Source organism: Rhizobium sp. PP-CC-3G-465 (genome assembly GCF_004343445.1).
In the GTDB taxonomy this organism is placed as follows: Bacteria; Pseudomonadota; Alphaproteobacteria; order Rhizobiales; family Rhizobiaceae; genus Ferranicluibacter; species Ferranicluibacter rubi.
Map to the genome: position 1 here is coordinate 97,525 of NZ_SLYH01000007.1, position 18,362 is coordinate 115,886.

17 protein-coding genes are annotated in these 18,362 nt (G+C 64.9%); 8 read left to right on the forward strand and 9 right to left on the reverse strand.

Annotated features, from left to right (window positions below; translation table 11 throughout):
- Window positions 1-40: 40 nt before the first annotated feature.
- From C8J33_RS20730 to C8J33_RS20745, 4 genes are all read right to left on the reverse strand, one after another.
- Window positions 41-1,399: a TIGR02594 family protein gene (locus C8J33_RS20730; protein WP_165929852.1), complete on the reverse strand. Its 1,359-nt coding sequence runs from the start codon at window positions 1,397-1,399 to the stop codon at window positions 41-43.
- A 105-nt stretch (window positions 1,400-1,504) separates the two neighbouring features.
- Window positions 1,505-2,494, reverse strand: coding sequence for a WD40 repeat domain-containing protein (locus C8J33_RS20735; protein ID WP_132665219.1), 990 nt, complete (start codon window positions 2,492-2,494; stop codon window positions 1,505-1,507).
- Window positions 2,494-3,606, reverse strand: coding sequence for a CobW family GTP-binding protein (locus C8J33_RS20740; protein ID WP_422038760.1), 1,113 nt, complete (start codon window positions 3,604-3,606; stop codon window positions 2,494-2,496). The genes C8J33_RS20735 and C8J33_RS20740 overlap by 1 nt, the downstream gene beginning before the upstream one ends.
- 156 nt (window positions 3,607-3,762) lie before the next feature.
- Window positions 3,763-4,554 carry a creatininase family protein gene (locus C8J33_RS20745; protein WP_132665220.1) on the reverse strand — a complete coding sequence of 264 codons (792 nt, stop codon included), beginning with the start codon at window positions 4,552-4,554 and terminating at the stop codon, window positions 3,763-3,765.
- A 123-nt stretch (window positions 4,555-4,677) separates the two neighbouring features.
- Here C8J33_RS20745 and C8J33_RS20750 point away from each other — a divergent pair, with 123 nt between their 5' ends.
- From C8J33_RS20750 to C8J33_RS20760, 3 genes are all read left to right on the forward strand, one after another.
- Complete coding sequence (locus C8J33_RS20750) at window positions 4,678-5,199, forward strand: MarR family winged helix-turn-helix transcriptional regulator (RefSeq protein ID WP_132448556.1); 522 nt, start codon at window positions 4,678-4,680, stop codon at window positions 5,197-5,199.
- A gap of 124 nt (window positions 5,200-5,323) precedes the next feature.
- Entirely contained in the window at window positions 5,324-6,352 is a 1,029-nt protein-coding gene (locus C8J33_RS20755) for a LacI family DNA-binding transcriptional regulator (RefSeq protein ID WP_092930444.1), read from the forward strand.
- 166 nt (window positions 6,353-6,518) lie between these two features.
- Window positions 6,519-7,490 (forward strand): 2-hydroxyacid dehydrogenase, encoded by a 972-nt coding sequence (locus tag C8J33_RS20760; protein WP_132665221.1) that lies wholly within the window; start codon window positions 6,519-6,521, stop codon window positions 7,488-7,490.
- Here the strand turns inward: C8J33_RS20760 and C8J33_RS20765 are convergent.
- Window positions 7,471-8,244, reverse strand: a complete 774-nt coding sequence (locus C8J33_RS20765; protein ID WP_132665222.1) for a gamma-glutamyl-gamma-aminobutyrate hydrolase family protein — start codon at window positions 8,242-8,244, stop codon at window positions 7,471-7,473. The two genes, C8J33_RS20760 and C8J33_RS20765, sit on opposite strands and share 20 nt — an antisense overlap.
- A gap of 166 nt (window positions 8,245-8,410) precedes the next feature.
- Here C8J33_RS20765 and C8J33_RS20770 point away from each other — a divergent pair, with 166 nt between their 5' ends.
- The 4 genes from C8J33_RS20770 (at window position 8,411) to C8J33_RS20785 (ending at window position 12,317) form a co-directional block, all read left to right on the forward strand.
- Complete coding sequence (locus tag C8J33_RS20770) at window positions 8,411-8,635, forward strand: aa3-type cytochrome c oxidase subunit IV (protein WP_110800828.1); 225 nt, start codon at window positions 8,411-8,413, stop codon at window positions 8,633-8,635.
- 105 nt (window positions 8,636-8,740) lie between these two features.
- Window positions 8,741-10,702, forward strand: a complete 1,962-nt coding sequence (gene glgX, locus C8J33_RS20775) for a glycogen debranching protein GlgX (protein WP_132665223.1) — start codon at window positions 8,741-8,743, stop codon at window positions 10,700-10,702.
- A gap of 33 nt (window positions 10,703-10,735) precedes the next feature.
- Window positions 10,736-11,251: a MaoC family dehydratase gene (locus tag C8J33_RS20780; RefSeq protein WP_132665267.1), complete on the forward strand. Its 516-nt coding sequence runs from the start codon at window positions 10,736-10,738 to the stop codon at window positions 11,249-11,251.
- Window positions 11,244-12,317: a DUF2332 domain-containing protein gene (locus C8J33_RS20785; protein ID WP_132665224.1), complete on the forward strand. Its 1,074-nt coding sequence runs from the start codon at window positions 11,244-11,246 to the stop codon at window positions 12,315-12,317. Before C8J33_RS20780 ends, C8J33_RS20785 begins: the two co-directional genes overlap by 8 nt.
- 28 nt (window positions 12,318-12,345) lie before the next feature.
- Here C8J33_RS20785 and C8J33_RS20790 read toward each other — a convergent pair whose 3' ends face one another.
- The 4 genes from C8J33_RS20790 to C8J33_RS20805 are packed head-to-tail and all read right to left on the reverse strand — an operon-like array spanning window position 12,346 to window position 17,572.
- Window positions 12,346-12,894 carry a sarcosine oxidase subunit gamma gene (locus tag C8J33_RS20790; RefSeq protein ID WP_132665225.1) on the reverse strand — a complete coding sequence of 183 codons (549 nt, stop codon included), beginning with the start codon at window positions 12,892-12,894 and terminating at the stop codon, window positions 12,346-12,348.
- Window positions 12,887-15,883, reverse strand: a complete 2,997-nt coding sequence (locus tag C8J33_RS20795) for a sarcosine oxidase subunit alpha (RefSeq protein WP_132665268.1) — start codon at window positions 15,881-15,883, stop codon at window positions 12,887-12,889. The genes C8J33_RS20790 and C8J33_RS20795 overlap by 8 nt, the downstream gene beginning before the upstream one ends.
- Before the next feature lie 32 nt (window positions 15,884-15,915).
- Complete coding sequence (locus tag C8J33_RS20800) at window positions 15,916-16,260, reverse strand: sarcosine oxidase subunit delta (protein WP_110730202.1); 345 nt, start codon at window positions 16,258-16,260, stop codon at window positions 15,916-15,918.
- 58 nt (window positions 16,261-16,318) lie between these two features.
- The gene (locus C8J33_RS20805) at window positions 16,319-17,572 is read right to left on the reverse strand and encodes a sarcosine oxidase subunit beta family protein (RefSeq protein ID WP_110730201.1); all 1,254 of its coding nucleotides are present in this window, start codon (window positions 17,570-17,572) and stop codon (window positions 16,319-16,321) included.
- 448 nt (window positions 17,573-18,020) lie between these two features.
- Here C8J33_RS20805 and rpsU point away from each other — a divergent pair, with 448 nt between their 5' ends.
- Window positions 18,021-18,269, forward strand: a complete 249-nt coding sequence (rpsU, locus tag C8J33_RS20810; RefSeq protein ID WP_062595880.1) for a 30S ribosomal protein S21 — start codon at window positions 18,021-18,023, stop codon at window positions 18,267-18,269.
- The last annotated feature ends 93 nt before the right edge of the window (window positions 18,270-18,362 follow it).

Genomic DNA, 18,362 nt, shown 5'->3' on the forward strand with positions numbered 1-18,362 from the left:
CGGTACTGCATCGCAAGGGTTTAGCGACCGGTTGGTGGCCTCACGCGCGGCGGATGGAGAGAAGCGTGTAGTGGAAGGGACCCTTGATCCCATCCTTCGGATAGGTGGAGATGCTGACGCGATCGCCCTGATTGCCGCCGAGGCAGGTCACGGTGGTTTCCGTCATGGAGTGGAAGAAGGCGACGTGTCCTCCGTTGGTCTTCTCACCCTTCCGGCTGAAGACGACGATATCGCCGACCTGAGGCGCCGCGGTTACGTCATTTCCCCATTTTTCATCATGCCACGACCGCGCCCATTTGCTGTCCGTGCCTTTGATTCCGGCCTGTTCGACACAATAGTTGACGAAAGAAGAGCACCATGCGGTTTCGTCGGGCGCTTTCCCGCCTTCGGTGGTGGCATGGTACATGACGATCCGCGGGTTATTGCCGGGCCCGGGAACCTCCGCGACACCCAAGGCAAGTTCCGCATTGGCGATATCGATCGGTTTCCGGGACCCACTGCCGGTGAAGGCTAGCGGCAGGCCGCCGATCTCGGCCTTGAGATAGGAGTTGTGCATATAGCCGTCTGACGCGCCGTCGCCCTGGATATCAACCTGCGTCCAGTCGCCGATCTGTTTCACGCCGCGCACGAGCGTGTCGAGCGGATACTTCTGGATGACGCCGAAGGTCTCGCCGGGGCCGGCCCGCAGGTTGAGGCCACCACGCGCGGTGATGGCGAAGGTGGCGGATGCGCCGACGGTGCGTGGGGTCTCGACGGGACCGTCCGCCGTGAACTGGCCGAAGCCGGCCTCTGCGGAATTGAAGACATTGCCGTCATAGGCGATACCGCCAAAGGGCAGATGCTGCTGCATGTCCTTCTGGAACAAGGTCCAGAGACCGTCCTTCAAAGCGCTTCGCGTGCCGGTCCATCCGAGCGATCCGGAAAGCCAGATGAGATCCACGAGACCCTTGTCATGGAGTTTGCGGGCGACGAGACCCGACCCGTAGACGCCGAGGACGTAACGCCCGGCGAGTTCAGCTTTGACCTTGGCGAAGTAGCTTGCGATCTGGGCGAGATCGGCCGCCGCGACATAGTCGTGATCGACAGCGAAGTAGATGCCGGAGCCGGTCGGCTGACCGAGTTCCGCTGCAAGCTTCAACGCGCGTTTTGCGTCGCGGGTGCCATTGGCGTCGGAAAGATCGCCCAGCTTACCGTTCGCGCCACCCCCGGCCTGAAACACGACGGCCACGGTGAGGCCGGCTGCGTGAAGCGCCGTGAGTTCTGCCTTGGTCAGGCACTTCGACGGCAGGTTGCTGCTGTTGCCGATGTTGTAATACCGGATCACGGAGACGACTCCGAGATCGGCAAGCTTCTGCGCATAAGGCCCGACATTGTGGGCGACGTCGATGATCTGCTGCATGTCCCTTCTCCGGTTCAGCGGAAAATTAGGCATGCAAAATTTTTAATTCAACCAAAAATATAAGTGATTTATAAATACGTCTTATGCGTGCTTCTGGTTGTACGCCTACGAGGTGAGGTCGATGACGCCGGCTTCGCCAGCTTCCGTTCCGAACGCCAGTTGCTGACTGGATCTCGACCACGCGAAAGCGCTGACCGCACCCTTGCCGGGACGGCGCAGCAGAACCTCCTTGCTGTCGGCAAAGCGAACCGCGAGCACCATGCCGTCGGAATAGCCGATGGCTGCGACCTCTTCGGACGGGTGGCAGGCGACCTGCGAGACCATGACGTCGGCGCGCGTGCCGAGTTCCAGCGGCGCCTTGCCCATGGGGCCATCTTTGGACTGGAAGGGCCAGACGATGGCGGCCGGGGCGCCGGAGGATGCGAGCCATTTGCCGCGCGTCGACCACGACCAGGACTTCACCTTAGCCGGGTAACCACTCATGCGCATGTGCCGTGCTTCCGCACCGGGCTTGGTGTCCAGCTTCCAGCCATGCAGAGCGTTTTCTTGCATCATGGTGACGACGAAGCGCCCGTCCGGTGAGAACGTCACACCTGTATGCGCGCCCTTCCAGTCGAGATCGATAGCCGGGCTCGATGTCGCCACCCAGTGCAGGGACACGCCGTTGTAGCGCGCGAGCGCGATGCGAAGCCCCTTCGGCGCGAAGGCGATGCCCTCAACCGTACGCTCTTCGGTAAAGTCGCGCGTTGTGCCGTCTGCCAGACGCACGGTCGCTGTCTTGCCGGTCGCGAAAGCGACAGCGCCCTGCGGGCCGGCGGCGATCTTGGAGATCCACTTGCGCGGCGCATGGGCGAGTTCCGTCACGCCGCCATCGCGCGTGATGCGGACCACCCGGCCATCTTCGCCGCCGGTCAGCAGCGTGTCGGTCGCGTCGTCGCGCAGCGCGACGAGCAGGCCTTCATGGGCCGGCGTGACCGCATGGCCACCATCCAGACGATGCACGAGACCTGCGGCATCGGCAAAGACGGGAACGTCGCCCAGATAGGCGACGCCGACGATATGGGCTTCGAGATCGAGCGGGGCGACGGTCGGCATCAGTTCGGCTTTGCCGCACAGGCCTGGAAGGTTCGTTCCAGCTTTTCGCGATCGAGATCGCGGCCGATGAAGACGAGGCGGCTTTCGCGCGGCTCACCATCCTTCCAAGGGCGCTGATGGTCGCCCTCGATGATCATGTGCACGCCCTGTACCACGTAACGATCGGCGTCTCCGGCAAAGGCGATGATGCCCTTGAGGCGCAGGATGTTCGGGCCGTCGGTCTGGGTGATCTTCTGGATCCAGGGGAAGAACCGATCCGGATTCATCTCGCCGCCGCGCAGCGAAACCGACTGCACGGTCACGTCGTGGATGTCGGACGGGGCATGCGCGTGCCCGTGATCATGGTCATGATGATGGTCGTGTCCATGATGGTGGTGATCGTGCCCGCAATCGGGACCGCAGGCGTGATCATGATCATGGTCGTGATGATGATCGTCCTGCTTCAGGAAATCCGGCTCGTTCTCCAGCGCGCGCTCCAGGTTGAAGGCGCCCTGGTCGAGGACCATGGCGAGATCGATTTCCGAGCGCTGTGTGCGATGGATACGGGCGGACGGGTTGATGACGCGGATCGTCGCCTCGACCTTGGCCAGTTCTTCCGGCGTCACGAGGTCGGTTTTGTTGAGGAGCACGACATCGGCAAAGGCGATCTGGTCTTCGGCCTCGCGGCTGTCCTTCAGGCGCAGCGGCAGATGCTTGGCGTCAACGAGCGTGATGACGGCGTCAAGTTCGGTCTTGGCGCGAACGTCGTCGTCCATGAAGAAGGTCTGAGCGACGGGCACGGGATCGGCAAGTCCGGTCGTTTCCACGATGATCGCATCGAAGCGGCCGGGACGCTTCATCAGGCCTTCGACCACACGGATCAGGTCGCCGCGCACCGTGCAGCAGACGCAGCCATTGTTCATCTCGTAGATTTCTTCGTCGGATTCGACGATCAGGTCGTTGTCGATGCCGATCTCGCCGAATTCATTGACGATAACAGCATATTTGCGGCCGTGATTTTCCGAGAGGATGCGGTTCAGCAGCGTCGTCTTGCCGGCGCCGAGATAGCCGGTGAGGACGGTGACGGGGATGGGCTTCTGGACGGGTGCTTCGGACACAGGTGCTTCGGACATGGGAAACCTCGGGGACTGAGGAAAAGGGCCCACCGGCGCGCCGGAGGGCGGCCAATGCGCAGGATCGTTGCGCTGATATAGGAGATGGCGCACGGCAGTGCAAATGCTCTGCTGCAGATATTCCACCCTTTATAACATTACATGGTTTTGGTCCGCTCAGGCGTCGAACTGCGCGAGATCGAACGCGGCCACATCCGACAGGAGGGCGAGCAGGCCGGAGACTGCATGGTCGAGCAGGTGTTCGCCCCGCTCGGCCGTGGCCGCAGCGGCATTTCCGGCTGCGCCTTTCGGGTTCAGGTCGCGCATACGCCAGCCGAAGGCATGGGGTCCATAGGCGCGCAGATGTGCAAATTGCGCCTGCCAGTCGCTCTGGCGCGAGGAGAAGGACTCCGCCCGTGCCCGATCCACCTTGTCGGGATGGAGGGCGAGCATGACCGAGGTTTCGATGTCGCCGCCGTGAATGTCGATGGATTTGGCGATCGGATCGATCCAGCCTTTGGGCTGGCCGAACCGGGTCCAGCTGGTGGCGACCGTCAGCATGTCGTAGCGCACCCGCGCTTCCGTCGCGACGATGGTCATCAGGGGGGCATTGCCGCCATGCGCGTTGAGCATGACGAATTTGCGGATGCCCTGCGCCTGCAGTCGGCCTGCAATGCCGAGCCAGCGCTCGATGGCCTCGTGATAGGTCAGCGTCTTCGTTCCCGCGACATCCATATGCTCGATCGAGTAGCCAACGGGCTCGGTCGGCAGGACGGTGACCGGCAGATCGCCGCGCGCGGCGATGAGGCGCTCCACCACGCCGTCTGCGATCAGCGTGTCGGTCTCGAACGGCAGATGGGGCCCATGCTGCTCATGCGCGCCCAGCGGCAGAACGGCGATCCAGCCGGCGCGTGCGGATGGGGCTAAGCCCGGATCGTTGTCCGCCCAACGGGCTGCGGGTCTCGTCATCGCATGTCTTTCCTGGCAGTGTCCCCGCAATAGGCGTTTCGCAAGGTCTTGCGGCCCTATTGTCATATGAGTCATACAAGCTCGACAAGGCGGTGCAAGCCTTCGGCAGGCAGGGGAGCGAGCATGGGCAAGAAAGACAAGTCCGAGAAGAAAGCCAAGCAGAAAAAGATCAAGATCGCCGATCACATCGGCATCGACGGGGAGGATGCTCTGGATGCAGCGTCCGCGCCGGTTCTGGCACCTCTGCTGGCGCAGGCGGCCCGCTCCATGCGGACCGTGCTGTCGCGCAATCTTCTGGAAAGCGGGCTCTATGCCGGGCAGGACGGTGTGATGCTGGCGCTGGCGGAGACCGATGGCATGACCGCCGGTGCGCTTGCCGGCCATCTCGGCGTCAAGGCGCCCACGATGACCCGCACCATCGGCCGCATGGAAGCTCAGGGCTTCCTCGAGCGCAAGGCCGATGCGGGAGATGCCCGGCTGACCAAGGTTTACCTGACGGCGAACGGGCGCGAGCGGCTGCAGGCCATCGAGGCCGCAGCGGACCTTTCGGAAGCCACCGCGCTCAAGGGCATGACGGACAAGCAGATCCGAACGCTCGCCAAGCTCCTGAAGGTCGTGGATGCCAATCTGCAGGGTGCCGAGTAGGCCTTGCCACGCCCTCTCGCGCAGGGATTGCAGTCTCGATTTAAACAGTTTAAAGAGGGTTTAAGAGCGCTTTCAGGCATTGCGGAAGGCGTTGGGGAGAGGGCCGTGCGAACCGGGAGGACACGTGGCGCAGAAGATCAAGCTGTCGACGATCGCGGAAACGCTGGGTGTTTCCACCGCGACCGTTTCCCTCGCTTTGCGTGACAGTCCCCTTGTCGCATCGGTGACGCGGGACAAGATCAAGGATCAGGCACGGGCGCTGGGCTACATCTACAACCGCCGTGCCGCCAGCCTGCGCACCTCGCGCTCCGGCATTATCGGCGTCGTGGTGCACGACATCATGAACCCGTTCTACGGCGAGATCCTCAAGGCCATCGAGGCGGAGCTCGACCGCGACCGCCAGACCTTCATTCTCTCCAATCACTACGACTCGGTCGAAAAGCAGCGCGTCTTCATCGAGACCCTGCTGCAGCTCGGCGGCGACGGGGTGATCATGTCGCCCGCCATCGGCACGCCGCCGGAGGACATCAAGCTCGCCGAAGACAACGGCATGCCGGCAATCCTCGTGGCGCGATCGATCGAGGGCGTCGATGTGCCGATCTTCCGCGGCGACGACGCTTACGGCATTTCGCTCGCCACCAACCATCTGATCAGCCTCGGCCATCGCTGCATTGCCATGGTCGGGGGGACGGACCTCACGTCCACCGGCCGTGACCGCTATCTCGGCTACGTGCAGGCGCTGCGCAAGGCCAATATCGACGTCGATCCCGATCTGCGCATTCCCGGCCCCCGCTCCATGCAGGGCGGCTTCGAGGCGGCGGTGCATCTCTTGTCCCTGCCGCAGAAACCGACGGCCGTCGTCTGCTGGAACGATCTCGTCGCCATCGGCATGATGAACGGCATCGCACGCGCGGGCCTCGTGCCGGGACGCGATGTGTCCGTCACCGGCTATGACGATCTCGAGGAAGCTGCTATCGCCACCCCGGCGCTGACGACGGTCTGGAACGGGCAGTCGGATGTCGGCCGCAGTGCCGCGCGCGCGCTGCTCGACCGGCTGAATGGTAGTCATGAGCCGGACGGCATCCACCTGATCAAGCCGGAAATGCGGATCCGCCAGTCGACCGGGCCGTTGCGGTTGCAGCAGGGCGACTGATCGATCTGTTTGCAGGTCATCCGTCTAATTCCCAATCATCTCAAAGATCGGTAACCCACAGCTTCGGTTGACGCGCGGGATCGTTGCGGTAGTTTCCGCTGCGCTGATCCTGCTGCCAAGACCTGTTGCGGCGGCTTCCCTCGGCCGATGTCTGAAAGGATTTACCATGTCGCAAGATCGCCCGGTCATTCTCATCCCCGGCAAGATGCACCCGCGCGCGCGCGAACGCATGACCGATCTCTTCGATGTCCGGCAGATCGACGGTGCGGATGCGAGCCTGATCACACCGGACCTTGCCACAGGTGTTGCCGGCATCGCGACCTTCAACAAGGTCCCGGCAGCGCTGATGGATGCGCTGGAAAATCTGGAGATCGTTTCCAATTTCGGCGTCGGCTATGACGGCGTCGATGCCGGGCATGCCGCTGGCCGTGGCATCGTGGTGACGCATACGCCGGATGTTCTGAACGATGAGGTTGCCGATACGGCCATCGGCCTTCTGATCAACACGCTGCGCCGTCTGCCGGCCGCCGAGCAGTGGCTGCGTGACGGGCGCTGGGTCAAGGACGGGCCGTTCCCGCTCAGCCCGCTGTCCCTCAGCGGTCGCAAGGTCGGTTTCTATGGGCTCGGGCGCATCGGGCAGGCCATCGCAAGGCGGCTCGAAGGCTTCGGCCTCGAGATTGCCTATAACACCCGCTCGCGCCGTGACGGCGTGGCCTATGCCTATCACGATACCCTGCTCGGGCTCGCACAGGCCGTGGATACGCTGATCGTCATCGTGCCCGGCACTGCCGAGACTCGGCACACCGTCAATGCGGAGATCCTGCAGGCGCTGGGGGCGGACGGCGTCGTCATCAATGTCGGGCGTGGCATCACGGTGGACGAGACCGCGTTGATCGCGGCGCTGGAGCAGGGCGTGATCGCCGGCGCCGGGCTCGATGTTTTCGAGCGCGAGCCGCATGTGCCGGAAGCGCTGATGTCCCTGCCGCAGGTGTCGCTGTTGCCGCACGTCGCCTCGGCGTCGGTTGCCACCCGTAACAAGATGGCCGACCTCGTGGTCGACAATCTCGTTTCCTGGTTCAAGACCGGCAAGGCGCTGACGCCGGTGTCCGAAACACCGTTTACGCGGCCGGCTCGCTAACCGGCTGCTTCGTCTTGCTATAGGCGCGGACAGCCTCGCCGAAGGCTGCGAACAGGTCGTTGGAGGTCTTGTCGCGGCCGACCCAGTATTCCGGGTGCCACTGCACACCGACGGCGAACGCCTTGGCGCCGATGACGGACACGGCTTCCACGGTGCCGTCGTCCGCCACCGCTTCCACGGCGAGGTTCGGCGCAAGGTCTGAAATTGCCTGTCGGTGCAGGGAGTTGACCTGCACCGCGCCGGCGCCGACCACGCCCGCAAGGCAGCTTCCCGGTTCCACCATCACGGTCTGGCGGATGCCATAGGCGATGTCGAGATCCTTGACGTCGGGCTTGCGATGGTCCTGCCGGCCGGGAAGATCCTGGATCTCGGAGGCGAGCGTGCCACCGAGTGCGACGTTCAGCTCCTGGATACCGCGGCAGATGGCCAGTACCGGAATTCCGCGGGCGAGCGCCCGGCGGATCAGCGGCAGGCTGGTGGCGTCGCGGCCGGGATCGAACGGCCCATCGGTCTCCAAAGCCTCCCGTCCATAGAGCGTGGGATGGACGTTCGAGCGCGAGCCGCTGACCAGAAGCCCGTCCACACGATCGAGAATGGCATCCGGCTCGTTGCCTGCCTCGAGCGCCGGCACGAGAAGCGACATGACGCCCGAGCCGTTCAGCGCGGCGCGGACATATTGATGCGGTGCGGCATGCCAGACATTGCCCTCGATCTCACGGAAATCGGCGGGTATGGCGATGATCGGCTTCGGCATGGGATTCTCCGGTGCGTGGGGTCTGCTTCCGACTTGCCGGGAACCCGTCGCGTCGTCAATGCCTCGCTTGCGCTACAGGCCTTGACGTCGCGGGGCAGGGCGGGCATGTCTTATGCCAAGAGGTGCCGCGTCTTGCGGCGTGGAAACTTGCGGGGAGAGAGAGACGATGGCCGAACATCACACGGGACCTTCCGAAACCGGTGCGCCGATGGATTATCCCGAACACGAGAAGACCTATCTTCACTTCCTCAGTGCCGCGAAATTCCTGACCATTTTCTGTGTCGCGCTGTTGATCGCCATGGCGGCAGCCTTCTTCACCACCGCTGGCTGGTTTACGGGCTTCGTGCTGTTCGTGCTTCTGAACATCGCCGGTGTCGTGCTTCTGCGCTGAGGCCCTTGCTGACCGTCGTTGCCGGTCTGCTCACGAAAATTCGTTGTATCTCTGCGTGATTTGCTCTTAGCTGCCGGCGTTGCCCAAGCAGCGAGAGGGATCAGGATGACGGAAACCACACGGCCGCTCGGCGCCACGGTCAACGGGCGGTGGACGCGGTTTGCCGTGCGCTCGCAGACGGCCGAGCGCATCGACCTCTGCCTGTTTCATGCCGATGGCGAGACCGAGCTGCGCCGCCTGCCGATGGGCCGCGAGGAAGGCGATGTCTTCGCGATGACCCTGCCGGACGCGCCGGTCGGAACCCGCTACGGCCTGCGCGCCCATGGTGCCTATGATCCCGATCGCGGCCTGTGGTTCGATCAGGCAAAGCTTCTTGTCGACCCTTACGCGCTGGAACTCGACCGCCCGTTCCGCCACGATGCCCGCCTGACGCAGTTCGGCGCGGAGACGGCGGATCTCGTGCCGAAAGCGCTGGTGACAAAGGTACCGAAAACCCGCGTCGCCCCGCCACGCTTCTCAAAGGATGGGCTGATCTACGAGGTGGCCGTGCGGCCGTTCACCATGCTGCATCCGGATGTGCCGGACGAGCAGCGCGGGACCGTGGCGGCGCTGGCGCATCCGTCCGTCATCGCTCATCTCAAGCGCATCGGCGTGTCCGCCGTCGAGCTGATGCCCATCACCGCCTGGATCGATGAGCGCCACCTGCCGCCGCTCGGGCTGACCAATGGCTGGGGCTACAACCCCGTGGCCTTCATGGCGCTCGACCCGCGCCTGGTGCCCGGCGGCCTGACCGAACTCAGGGACACCGTCGCCACGCTGCATCGCGAAGGCATCGGCGTCATTCTCGATCTCGTCTTCAACCATTCGGGCGAGAGCGACCGGCAGGGTACCACGGTCTCCATGCGCGGCCTCGACAACGCCGTCTACTATCGCCATGCCAGCGGTCAACCCGGGCAACTGGTGAACGACACCGGTTGCGGCAACACGATTGCCTGCGACCACCCGACGGTTCGCTCGCTGATCCTCGATACGCTGCGCCATTTCGTCAGCGCAGCCGGCATCGACGGTTTCCGCTTCGATCTCGGCTCTATTCTCGGGCGCGATGCCGGTGGCTTCCGGCGGGATGCGACCCTTTTTTCGGAGATGCTGGCCGATCCGTTGCTGAAGGATCGCGTGCTGATCGCCGAGCCCTGGGATATCGGCCCCGGCGGCTATCAGCTCGGCCATTTCCCGCCGCCCTTCCTCGAATGGAACGACCGCGCGCGTGACGACATCCGACGCCTGTGGCGCGGCGACGGCTGGATGATCGGGTCGCTTGCCGGGGCGCTGGCAGGCTCCTCGGATATCTTCGCGCAGCATGGCGGCACGCAGAGCCGCAGCGTCACCTTCATCGCCGCCCATGATGGCTTCACGCTCAGGGATCTCGTCTCCCACAGCCACAAGCACAACGCGGCGAATGGCGAAGACAATCGCGATGGCCACAACGAGAACCATTCCTGGAACAACGGCGCCGAAGGGGCGAGTGACGATTCCGGCATCGTCTCTGCCCGCACGCGCGACGTGAAGGCGCTGCTCGCGACGCTGTTTGCCACACGCGGCGCGATCATGATCACGGCGGGCGACGAGTTCGGGCGGACGCAGCAGGGCAACAACAACGCCTATTGCCAGGACAATCCGATCACCTGGCTCGACTGGGCCTCGGCGGATGAGGCGCTGATCGCGCAATGCGCAGCCCTCGGCGAACTCCGCCATCGTTTCGATGTGTTTGAGGGCGACAGCTTCTTCACGGGCCGGGGCGATGTCGCCTGGGTTCGTCTGGACGGCAAGCCGATGGAGGTTGCGGACTGGGAGGGCGAGCGCACGGACGGCCTCGTCATGCTCCTCTCGACCCGCGATGCGACGACGCGCAAGGCCTGCCGTCTGGCGGTGGTCTTCAATCGCGCCCATGCGGCGGCGGCACTGACGCTTCCCGGCAAGGGGTGGCAGTCGCTGTTGCCGGACGCGGGAACACTTGAAGAGGTCTCCGCCCGTTCGGTCGGCTGGTATGTGGCGCCCGGACGTTCTTAAACGGTTGCAAGCGATGCGACAGGAATGATCGATATGGATGCGAACGGTACGAAGACGACCAGCGTCAGGGAGATCTCGCTCGGGGAGGTCAAGGACCTCGTCGGTCAGGAGGTCGGGATCTCCGACTGGATCACGGTCTCTCAGGATATGATCGACCGCTTCGCCGATGCGACGCAGGATCATCAGTTCATCCACACCGATCCGGTGCGGGCCGCAGCCGAGACGCCCTATGGCGGCACGATCGCGCATGGGTTCCTGTCGCTCTCGCTTCTCTCGGCCATGAACTACAATTGCCTGCCGGCCGTGCGCGAGCAGACCATGGCGATCAATTACGGCTTCGACAAGGTCCGCTTCCTTGCGCCCGTCCACTCGGGCGCGCGGGTCCGCGGTCACTTCACCCTGACAGAAGCCCGCTTCCGCGGCGCCGGCATGCTCGTCGTCACCTATGAGGTCTCGGTCGAGGTAGAGCATGAAGGCAAGCCGGCGCTGACCGCGACCTGGCTGACGATCATCCAGTTCGACCCGAAGGACCGGCCGGAGGATGCCTGATGTCGCGACCAGCGATGCGGCCGTCCGCGCGGCGTTCCGGTCTCAGTCCGTCAGTTGTCGTGCGCTGGGCTCGCCCTTCGTCGCAACGCTCTGCGACCTCGCCGCCGAACGCCTGACGGCCACGCATCCTGTCGGGCGGCATATCCTTGGCTGGATGGGTGATCCGTCATCGTCTGCCGACTCCGTACCGCTGCGGTTCGCCGGATCCTTGCATGCTCTTGTTCTCGACGGCGCCGATCCCGCCCTTGCGGAGGCTTATCCGCCGCATGCGACGGATCCAGATGGTCTCTGGGATGCGGTCGAGCGTGCCTGTCGCGAGCATGCCGAGGCCATTCTCGCGCGCCTTGCTTCTCCGCCGCAGACGAACGAGGTGCGGCGGTCGGCAGCACTGCTGCCGGGCTTCCTCACGATTGCCAAGCGGTTCGACAAGCCGATCTGTATCTCCGAAGTCGGCGCGAGTGCCGGACTGAACCTTCTTTGGGATCGTTACGCCTACCGCCTCGGAGACTTTGCCTGGGGTGATCCACAATCGCCGGTGATGCTCGCGCCCACATGGACAGGCGGGCCGCCACCCGATGGGCCCCTTACCGTTCGGGACCGGGCTGGCTGCGATCTCCGGCCTCTCGATCCGGCACATCCCGATGATGCGGAGCGGCTTCTGTCCTATCTCTGGGCGGATCAGGCCGACCGGGTGGAGCGGACCCGCGCAGCGCTTCACCTTGCGGCTCTGTCCGGACTGAAGGTCGAGGCGGCCGATGCCGTGGACTGGCTGGAGCGTCGGCTCGCCGTCACCCGCCACGGCTGCGTGCATGTGATCACCCACACGATCGCCTGGCAGTACCTGCCGGCCGAGGCGCGCGAGCGGGGCGAGGCGCTGATCGAGAAAGCCGGTCGTGCAGCCACTGAAGGAGCCCCGCTTGCGCATCTGTCACTCGAAGGCGACGGCCGGGAGCCGGGCGCTGCCCTGACGCTCCAGATGTGGCCGACCGGCGAGCGCCATGAGATCGGGCGCGCAGACTTTCACGTCCGCTGGGTCGATTGGCGCGGCTGGCCGGACGTTTCCTGACGCCGGTTGGCGCCGATCAATGCTGATCTCAGTGCCCGGCGTCCTGCGCGCCGGCCGCCAGCAGTCCCGAGACGTAAGGGGCGAACGAGCGCCAGCACTCGACGCGAAACGCGGTTTCGCCCGTGCGGTAGAGCACGATCTCCGCCTTGCCGAAGACGGTGCGCGAGCAGGCGCCGATGGGGAAGGTGTTCAGCGACAGGTCCTGCGGGCAGCCGGCATTGATGGTGGCGGAGGCGCCCGGTCCATCCACGAGAACGGCCGTGTTGCGGTGGGAGATATCGGTTGCCGAATGCAGCACGCCGGCGGAGGCCGCAAGGCCCAGCAGATCGGTGTCCGTTTCGTCGATCACGAGCCACTCGTCCGGGCCGAGCCAGAGAGCGTGACGGGTGCCGCTCGTGGTCGAAGCCTTCGGGCGGGTCGGCAGGGACAGGCCGAGTGCTGCCGAGAGCGCTGCCACGGCATCCGGCTTGGCGCGGAGCGACAGTCGGCTTGCAGGTAGCGCCGGCGTCAGGCGGACGGTGGCGGAGCCTCCATGGAAGCCGCCAAGCGGCAGGGTGCGTGTTGCGAGATCAGCCATGGATGCGGCCACCTTCCTTGTCAAAGAACACCATGTCGCTCACCTCGACGGCGATCGTCCGGTCGGCCATCGGCACGTAGAGTGTCTGACCGAGCCGCGCCTTGCCGCCCGCCACCACCGCCATCGCGATGGAGCGTCCGCAGTTTTCCGACCAGTAGGACGAGGTGACATGGCCGAGCATGGTCATGGGCTTGGGCTGGTTGGGGTCGGCGACGATCTGCGCGCCTTCCTCCAGCACGACGCTCGGATCCTTCGTCAGCAGGCCGACGAGCTGCTTGCGGCCTTCGCGCACGAGGTCGGGACGCTTCATGCCGCGGATGCCGACGAAGTCGGTCTTCTTCTTGCCGACCGCCCAGGACAGGCTGGCATCGTCCGGCGTCAGCGTGCCGTCGGTATCCTGGCCGACGATGATGTAGCCCTTTTCGGCGCGCAGGATGTGCATGGTCTCCGTGCCGTAGGCACAGCCATCGACGGCCTCGACCCGTTCGCGGATCGCATTCCAGACATCCGGGCCGAAATCGGCGGGGACGTTGACCTCGAAGCCAAGCTCGCCGGTAAACGACATGCGGAAGAGCCGCGTCGGCACGCCGCAGATCCGGCCCTCAGTCACGCTCATATGCGGGAAGGCCTCGTTGGAGATGTCGATGCCTTCGACCAGCGGCGCGATGATCTCGCGCGCCCTGGGGCCCTGCAAAGCGATGACAGCCCACTGCTCTGTGGCCGAGGTCAGCCAGACGTTCAGATGCGGGAACTCCGTCTGGAGATAGTCTTCCATGTGGTGCATCACGCGGGCGGCACCGCCGGTCGTGGTGGTCACATGGAAGCGATCGTCCGACATGCGGCCGACGACACCGTCATCATAGATAAAGCCGTCTTCCCGCAGCATGATGCCGTAGCGGCAGCGGCCCGGCTTCAGCGTATCCCAGCTGTTGGTGTAGATGAGGTTGAGGAAGGCGGCCGCATCCGGGCCGACGACCTCGATCTTACCGAGCGTCGAGGCATCGAACATGCCGACCGTCTCGCGCACCGTGCGGCACTCGCGGTTGACCGCGGCGTGCATGTCCTCGCCAGGGCGGGGATAGTACCAGGCGCGCTTCCACTGGCCCACATCCTCGAAGGCCGCGCCCATGGCTTCTTCGGCCTCGTGCATCGCGGTCTTACGGGTGGGGTCGAACAGGTCGCCGCGGGAATGGCCGATCAGCGTGCCGAAGGTCACGGGCGTGTAGGGCGCGCGAAAGGTGGTGAGGCCAACTTCAGGGATGCCGCGGCCGAGGGTTTCCGCGGCGATCGCGAGACCGTGGATGTTGGAGAGCTTGCCCTGGTCGGTCGCCATGCCGTTGGTGGTGAAGCGCTTGATGTGCTCGATCGAGTGCATGCCTTCGCGCACCGCGAGCCGAATATCCTTGGCGCAGACGTCGTTCTGAAAGTCGATGAAGGCCTTCACGTCGTCCTCAGCCCCGGCGCCATAGGCGGCGCCCGCCATGCCACCGGTCCAGGCGAAGGCCTGCGTGCCGGAGAGCGCGAGCCGTGTGCTCGCCGGGAAGCCGGCTGCCTGCGCGGCAAGCTCGCCACCGGCGACAGCCTCGGCAAGGGTCGCGGCGATGTCGGTGGTGCCGTTGCAGGCGCCGACAGAGACACAGTCTTGCGCGTAGATGCCCGGAAGGAACCGCTGCGTTTCCGCGTCGAAGGCCACCTTGCCGCGCGATTGCGAGAACATGTGCACCGACGGCGTCCAGCCGGAGGAGGTGATCAGCGCATCCACCGCGATCGAGCGGGCGCTGCTGCCGCCGCTGACGCGACGAACTGTTATGGAGGAGACACGCAGCTTGCCCTTGGTGTCGGTCACGGCATGGCCGGTGAGGACCTCGATGCCGAGCGCCTGCGCCTGCGCCAGGACGTCAGCACCCGGCTGCTCGCGGCTGTCGACGATGGCCGGGATGGCGATGCCGGCACGGTGCATGTCAAAGGCGGCTTCATAGGCGCTGTCGTGGGCAGTGTAGACGCCGACCTTGCGGCCGACGGCGACGCCGAAATGGTTGAGATAGGTCCGCGCGGCCGAGGCCAGCATGATGCCGGGGCGGTCGTTGTTGGCAAACACCATGTGCCGCTCGATGGCGCCGGTGGCGATGACGACGCGCTTGGTACGCACCTGCCAGAGCCGCTCGCGCGGGGCAGTGCGGGCCGGGCGGGAGACGTGGTCGGTGACGCGCTCAGTCAGCGCCACGAAGTTCTGGGCGTAATAGCCGAAGGCGGTGGTGCGGGTGAGCACGGTGACATTGTCCATGGCGGCGAGCCGGCGGGCGGCATCCTGCGCCCAGGCATAGCCATCCCGACCGTCGATCGTCACGCCGGCATCGTAGTGCAGTGCACCGCCAACCTCCGGCTGCTCGTCGCACAGGATGACGCGCGCGCCGGTGGCGGCAGCAGCGAGCGCGGCGGTCAGGCCCGCGACGCCGGCGCCCATGACCAGCACGTCGCAATGGGCGTAGCGGCTGGCATATTCGTCGGTGTCCTCTTCCGTCGGCGACACGCCGAGGCCGGCTGCAGCGCGGATGCGGGGCTCGTAGATGCTCTTCCAGGCCTGCTTCGGCCACATGAAGGTCTTGTAGTAGAAGCCGGCGGCGAAGAAGGGTGCGAGAATGTTGTTGATACCGCCGACGTCGAAGGTGAGCGAGGGATAGCGGTTCTGCGACGTCACCGTCATGCCGTCGAAGACTTCCTGCACGGTCGCGCGCACGTTCGGCTGGCGGCGGGCATTGTCGCGCATCACGTCGATCAGCGCGTTCGGCTCTTCCGGGCCGGCCGAGACGATGCCGCGCGGGCGGTGGTACTTGAACGAGCGGCCGACGAGGTGGACGCCGTTGGCGATGAGCGCCGAGGCGACGGTGTCGCCCTGCAGGCCCTGGTAGGTGCGGCCGTCGAAGGTGAAGCGCGCGGTTCTTGCCGGCGTCAGGCGTCCCTTGCCGGGAATGCGGTTCGCTCCACCCATGCTATCGGCTTTGTCTGTCCGCTTGGCGCCGCTCATTCCGCGCGTCCTTCCGTGGCTTCGTAGGTTTCGACGACGGTCTCGTCGGTCATGGCGGCGATCGGCAGCGACGGTTTCGGCTCGCCGGCCTTGTAGGTCTTGAGGAACCGGTCGCTGACGGTGTCACGCGCCGCGTTGAAGAACCGGCCGCAGCCAGCGATATGGCGCCAGCGCTCGAAGATCAGGCCCTTCGGGTTGTCCCGCAGGAAGAAATATTCCTCGAATTCTTCGTCTGAGATGGCCGCGATGTTCTCGGGCCGGGCGATATGGGCGTCGCCGGCGGCGCGGAACTCGAGTTCGGAGCGCTCTTCCTCGCAATAGGGGCAGTGGATCAAAAGCATGGGCGTGTTCCTGATGCGGGGGAGGACAGGCGAAAGCGGCGAGCCGGGGCGATCATCGTCAGTGCGCCACGGCCGCGGCTGCCGCCTCGTCGATCAGGCGTCCGGTGCGGAAGCGGTCGAGTGTCAGGCCCGCCGCCAGCCGGTGCGGCTCGCCTTTCGCGATGAGGTGCGCGAACAGGTTCGCCGAGCCCGGCGTCGCCTTGAAGCCGCCCGTGCCCCAGCCGCAATTGACGAACAGGTTCGGCACGGGCGTGACGCCCTGGATCGCCGAGCGGTCCGGCGTGTTGTCTGTGATCCCGCCCCACTGGCGCATCATCTTGACGCGGCGGAAGATCGGGAACAGTTCGCAGATCGCATCCAGCGTGTGGGTGATGATCTGCAGGCCGCCGGTCTGGGAGTAGGAATTGTACTGGTCGGTGCCGGCGCCGATGACGAGCTCGCCCTTGTCGGACTGCGAGATATAGGCGTGCACCGTGTTCGACATGACGACGCAGGGGAAGATCGGCTTCAGCGGCTCGGACACCAGCGCCTGCAGCGGCACGGAATGCAACGGCACGCGAACGCCGGCCATGGCCATGATCACGGAGTTGTGGCCCGAGGCGGAGACGCCGATTTTCTTCGCGCCGATGAAGCCGCGATTGGTATCGACGCCGGTCACGGCACCGTCCGGCCCACGGCGGATGCCGGTGACTTCGCAGTTCTGGATGATGTGGACGCCGCGGTCGGAGGCGGCGCGGGCATAGCCCCAGGCCACCGCATCGTGGCGCGCGGTGCCGCCGCGGCGCTGCAAGGCGGCGCCGTTGATGGGAAAGCGGGCGGAGGCGGAGATGTCGAGTGGCGGACAGAAATCCTTCGCCTGCTCGGGCGACAGCCACTCATTGTCGATGCCGTAGAGACGGTTGGCATGGATATGCCGCTTGAACACCTGCTGGTCGTGGATGCCGTGCGACAGCATCATCACGCCGCGCGGGGAATACATGACGTTGTAGTTCAGGTCCTGCGACAGGTTTTCCCAGAGCTTCAGCGAATGCTCGTAGATGTCCATGCTCTCGTCATAGAGATAGTTGGACCGGATGATGGTGGTGTTGCGACCGGTATTGCCGCCGCCGAGCCAGCCTTTTTCGAGCACCGCGACATTGGTAATGCCGTGCTCCTTGGCGAGGTAATAAGCAGCACCCAGCCCGTGGCCGCCGCCGCCGATGATGATCGCGTCATAGGCCGCGCGCGGCTCGGGAGAGACCCACTGCGCTTCCCAGCCCTTGTGCGCCCGCATGGCTTCGCGTGCCACGGCAAAAACCGAATATTTGCGCATTCGCCTCATCTCCTGTCCGGGGTGCCCCGATCCGTCTGTCCAACACATCGCAAATCGAGGCGCGTCGCAACGTCCATTTTGCGACGTGGCAGGCCTTCACTTTCGACACTGCGAAAATGGCAGGACTGCAGGCTTTGATAAGCAGGACTATGACAGCGATGAACCCACGCCTATTGACGGGCGAATAAGGGACCGGCGTGGCACGACTGAGGCAGGGCCCACCCTTGAGATGTCGTTTTTGTGTGCCAGATACCCTGAAACAACGTCGCACTCCGGCGCGGGTGGACTTTGCAGCATTGATCTGCTACTTGCCGCCCATCATCGCAGCGCTCGAGCCCTTGCGATCAACGAACCATGCCGTCCGGCGGTGCCTCAAGCGCAGCCTCGGGTTCGGCCAATACACAGCAGCCTGAGCTTGTCTCGGCTCGATATCAAGGAATGTAAACACGTGCAGGTACTCGTTCGCGACAACAATGTTGACCAGGCGCTTCGCGCGCTGAAGAAGAAGCTGCAGCGCGAAGGCGTCTTCCGTGAAATGCGCGCCCGCGAGGCGTATGAAAAGCCGTCGCAGCGCCGCGCGCGCGAAAAGGCCGAAGGCATCAGCCGCGTTCGCAAGCTGGCCCGCAAGCAGGCCCAGCGCGAAGGCCTGTTGCCTATGCCGAAGTCTGCCGCCAAGTTTGCGGCCAAGGCACGCTGATCGGCGCTTGCTCCGAGAATGGTGACGGCGGAGGCGATGCATGCGCCGCCGCCTTTTTGCGTTAGACGTATCCGGTGGCAGTCGCGTATTTGC

What these genes read in the sequence shown, in the direction of transcription:
- C8J33_RS20745 (WP_132665220.1), bottom strand. Translation starts at nt 4,554, where the DNA reads ATGACGAGACCCGCAGCCCGTTGGGCGGACAACGATCCGGGCTTAGCC.
- C8J33_RS20805 (WP_110730201.1), bottom strand. Translation starts at nt 17,572, where the DNA reads ATGCGCAAATATTCGGTTTTTGCCGTGGCACGCGAAGCCATGCGGGCG.
- C8J33_RS20785 (WP_132665224.1), top strand. Translation starts at nt 11,244, where the DNA reads ATGCCTGATGTCGCGACCAGCGATGCGGCCGTCCGCGCGGCGTTCCGG.
- glgX (WP_132665223.1), top strand. Translation starts at nt 8,741, where the DNA reads ATGACGGAAACCACACGGCCGCTCGGCGCCACGGTCAACGGGCGGTGG.
- C8J33_RS20790 (WP_132665225.1), bottom strand. Translation starts at nt 12,894, where the DNA reads ATGGCTGATCTCGCAACACGCACCCTGCCGCTTGGCGGCTTCCATGGA.
- C8J33_RS20800 (WP_110730202.1), bottom strand. Translation starts at nt 16,260, where the DNA reads ATGCTTTTGATCCACTGCCCCTATTGCGAGGAAGAGCGCTCCGAACTC.
- C8J33_RS20735 (WP_132665219.1), bottom strand. Translation starts at nt 2,494, where the DNA reads ATGCCGACCGTCGCCCCGCTCGATCTCGAAGCCCATATCGTCGGCGTC.
- C8J33_RS20730 (WP_165929852.1), bottom strand. Translation starts at nt 1,399, where the DNA reads ATGCAGCAGATCATCGACGTCGCCCACAATGTCGGGCCTTATGCGCAG.
- C8J33_RS20780 (WP_132665267.1), top strand. Translation starts at nt 10,736, where the DNA reads ATGGATGCGAACGGTACGAAGACGACCAGCGTCAGGGAGATCTCGCTC.
- C8J33_RS20740 (WP_422038760.1), bottom strand. Translation starts at nt 3,606, where the DNA reads ATGTCCGAAGCACCTGTGTCCGAAGCACCCGTCCAGAAGCCCATCCCC.
- C8J33_RS20760 (WP_132665221.1), top strand. Translation starts at nt 6,519, where the DNA reads ATGTCGCAAGATCGCCCGGTCATTCTCATCCCCGGCAAGATGCACCCG.
- C8J33_RS20795 (WP_132665268.1), bottom strand. Translation starts at nt 15,883, where the DNA reads ATGGGTGGAGCGAACCGCATTCCCGGCAAGGGACGCCTGACGCCGGCA.
- C8J33_RS20765 (WP_132665222.1), bottom strand. Translation starts at nt 8,244, where the DNA reads ATGCCGAAGCCGATCATCGCCATACCCGCCGATTTCCGTGAGATCGAG.
- C8J33_RS20770 (WP_110800828.1), top strand. Translation starts at nt 8,411, where the DNA reads ATGGCCGAACATCACACGGGACCTTCCGAAACCGGTGCGCCGATGGAT.
- C8J33_RS20750 (WP_132448556.1), top strand. Translation starts at nt 4,678, where the DNA reads ATGGGCAAGAAAGACAAGTCCGAGAAGAAAGCCAAGCAGAAAAAGATC.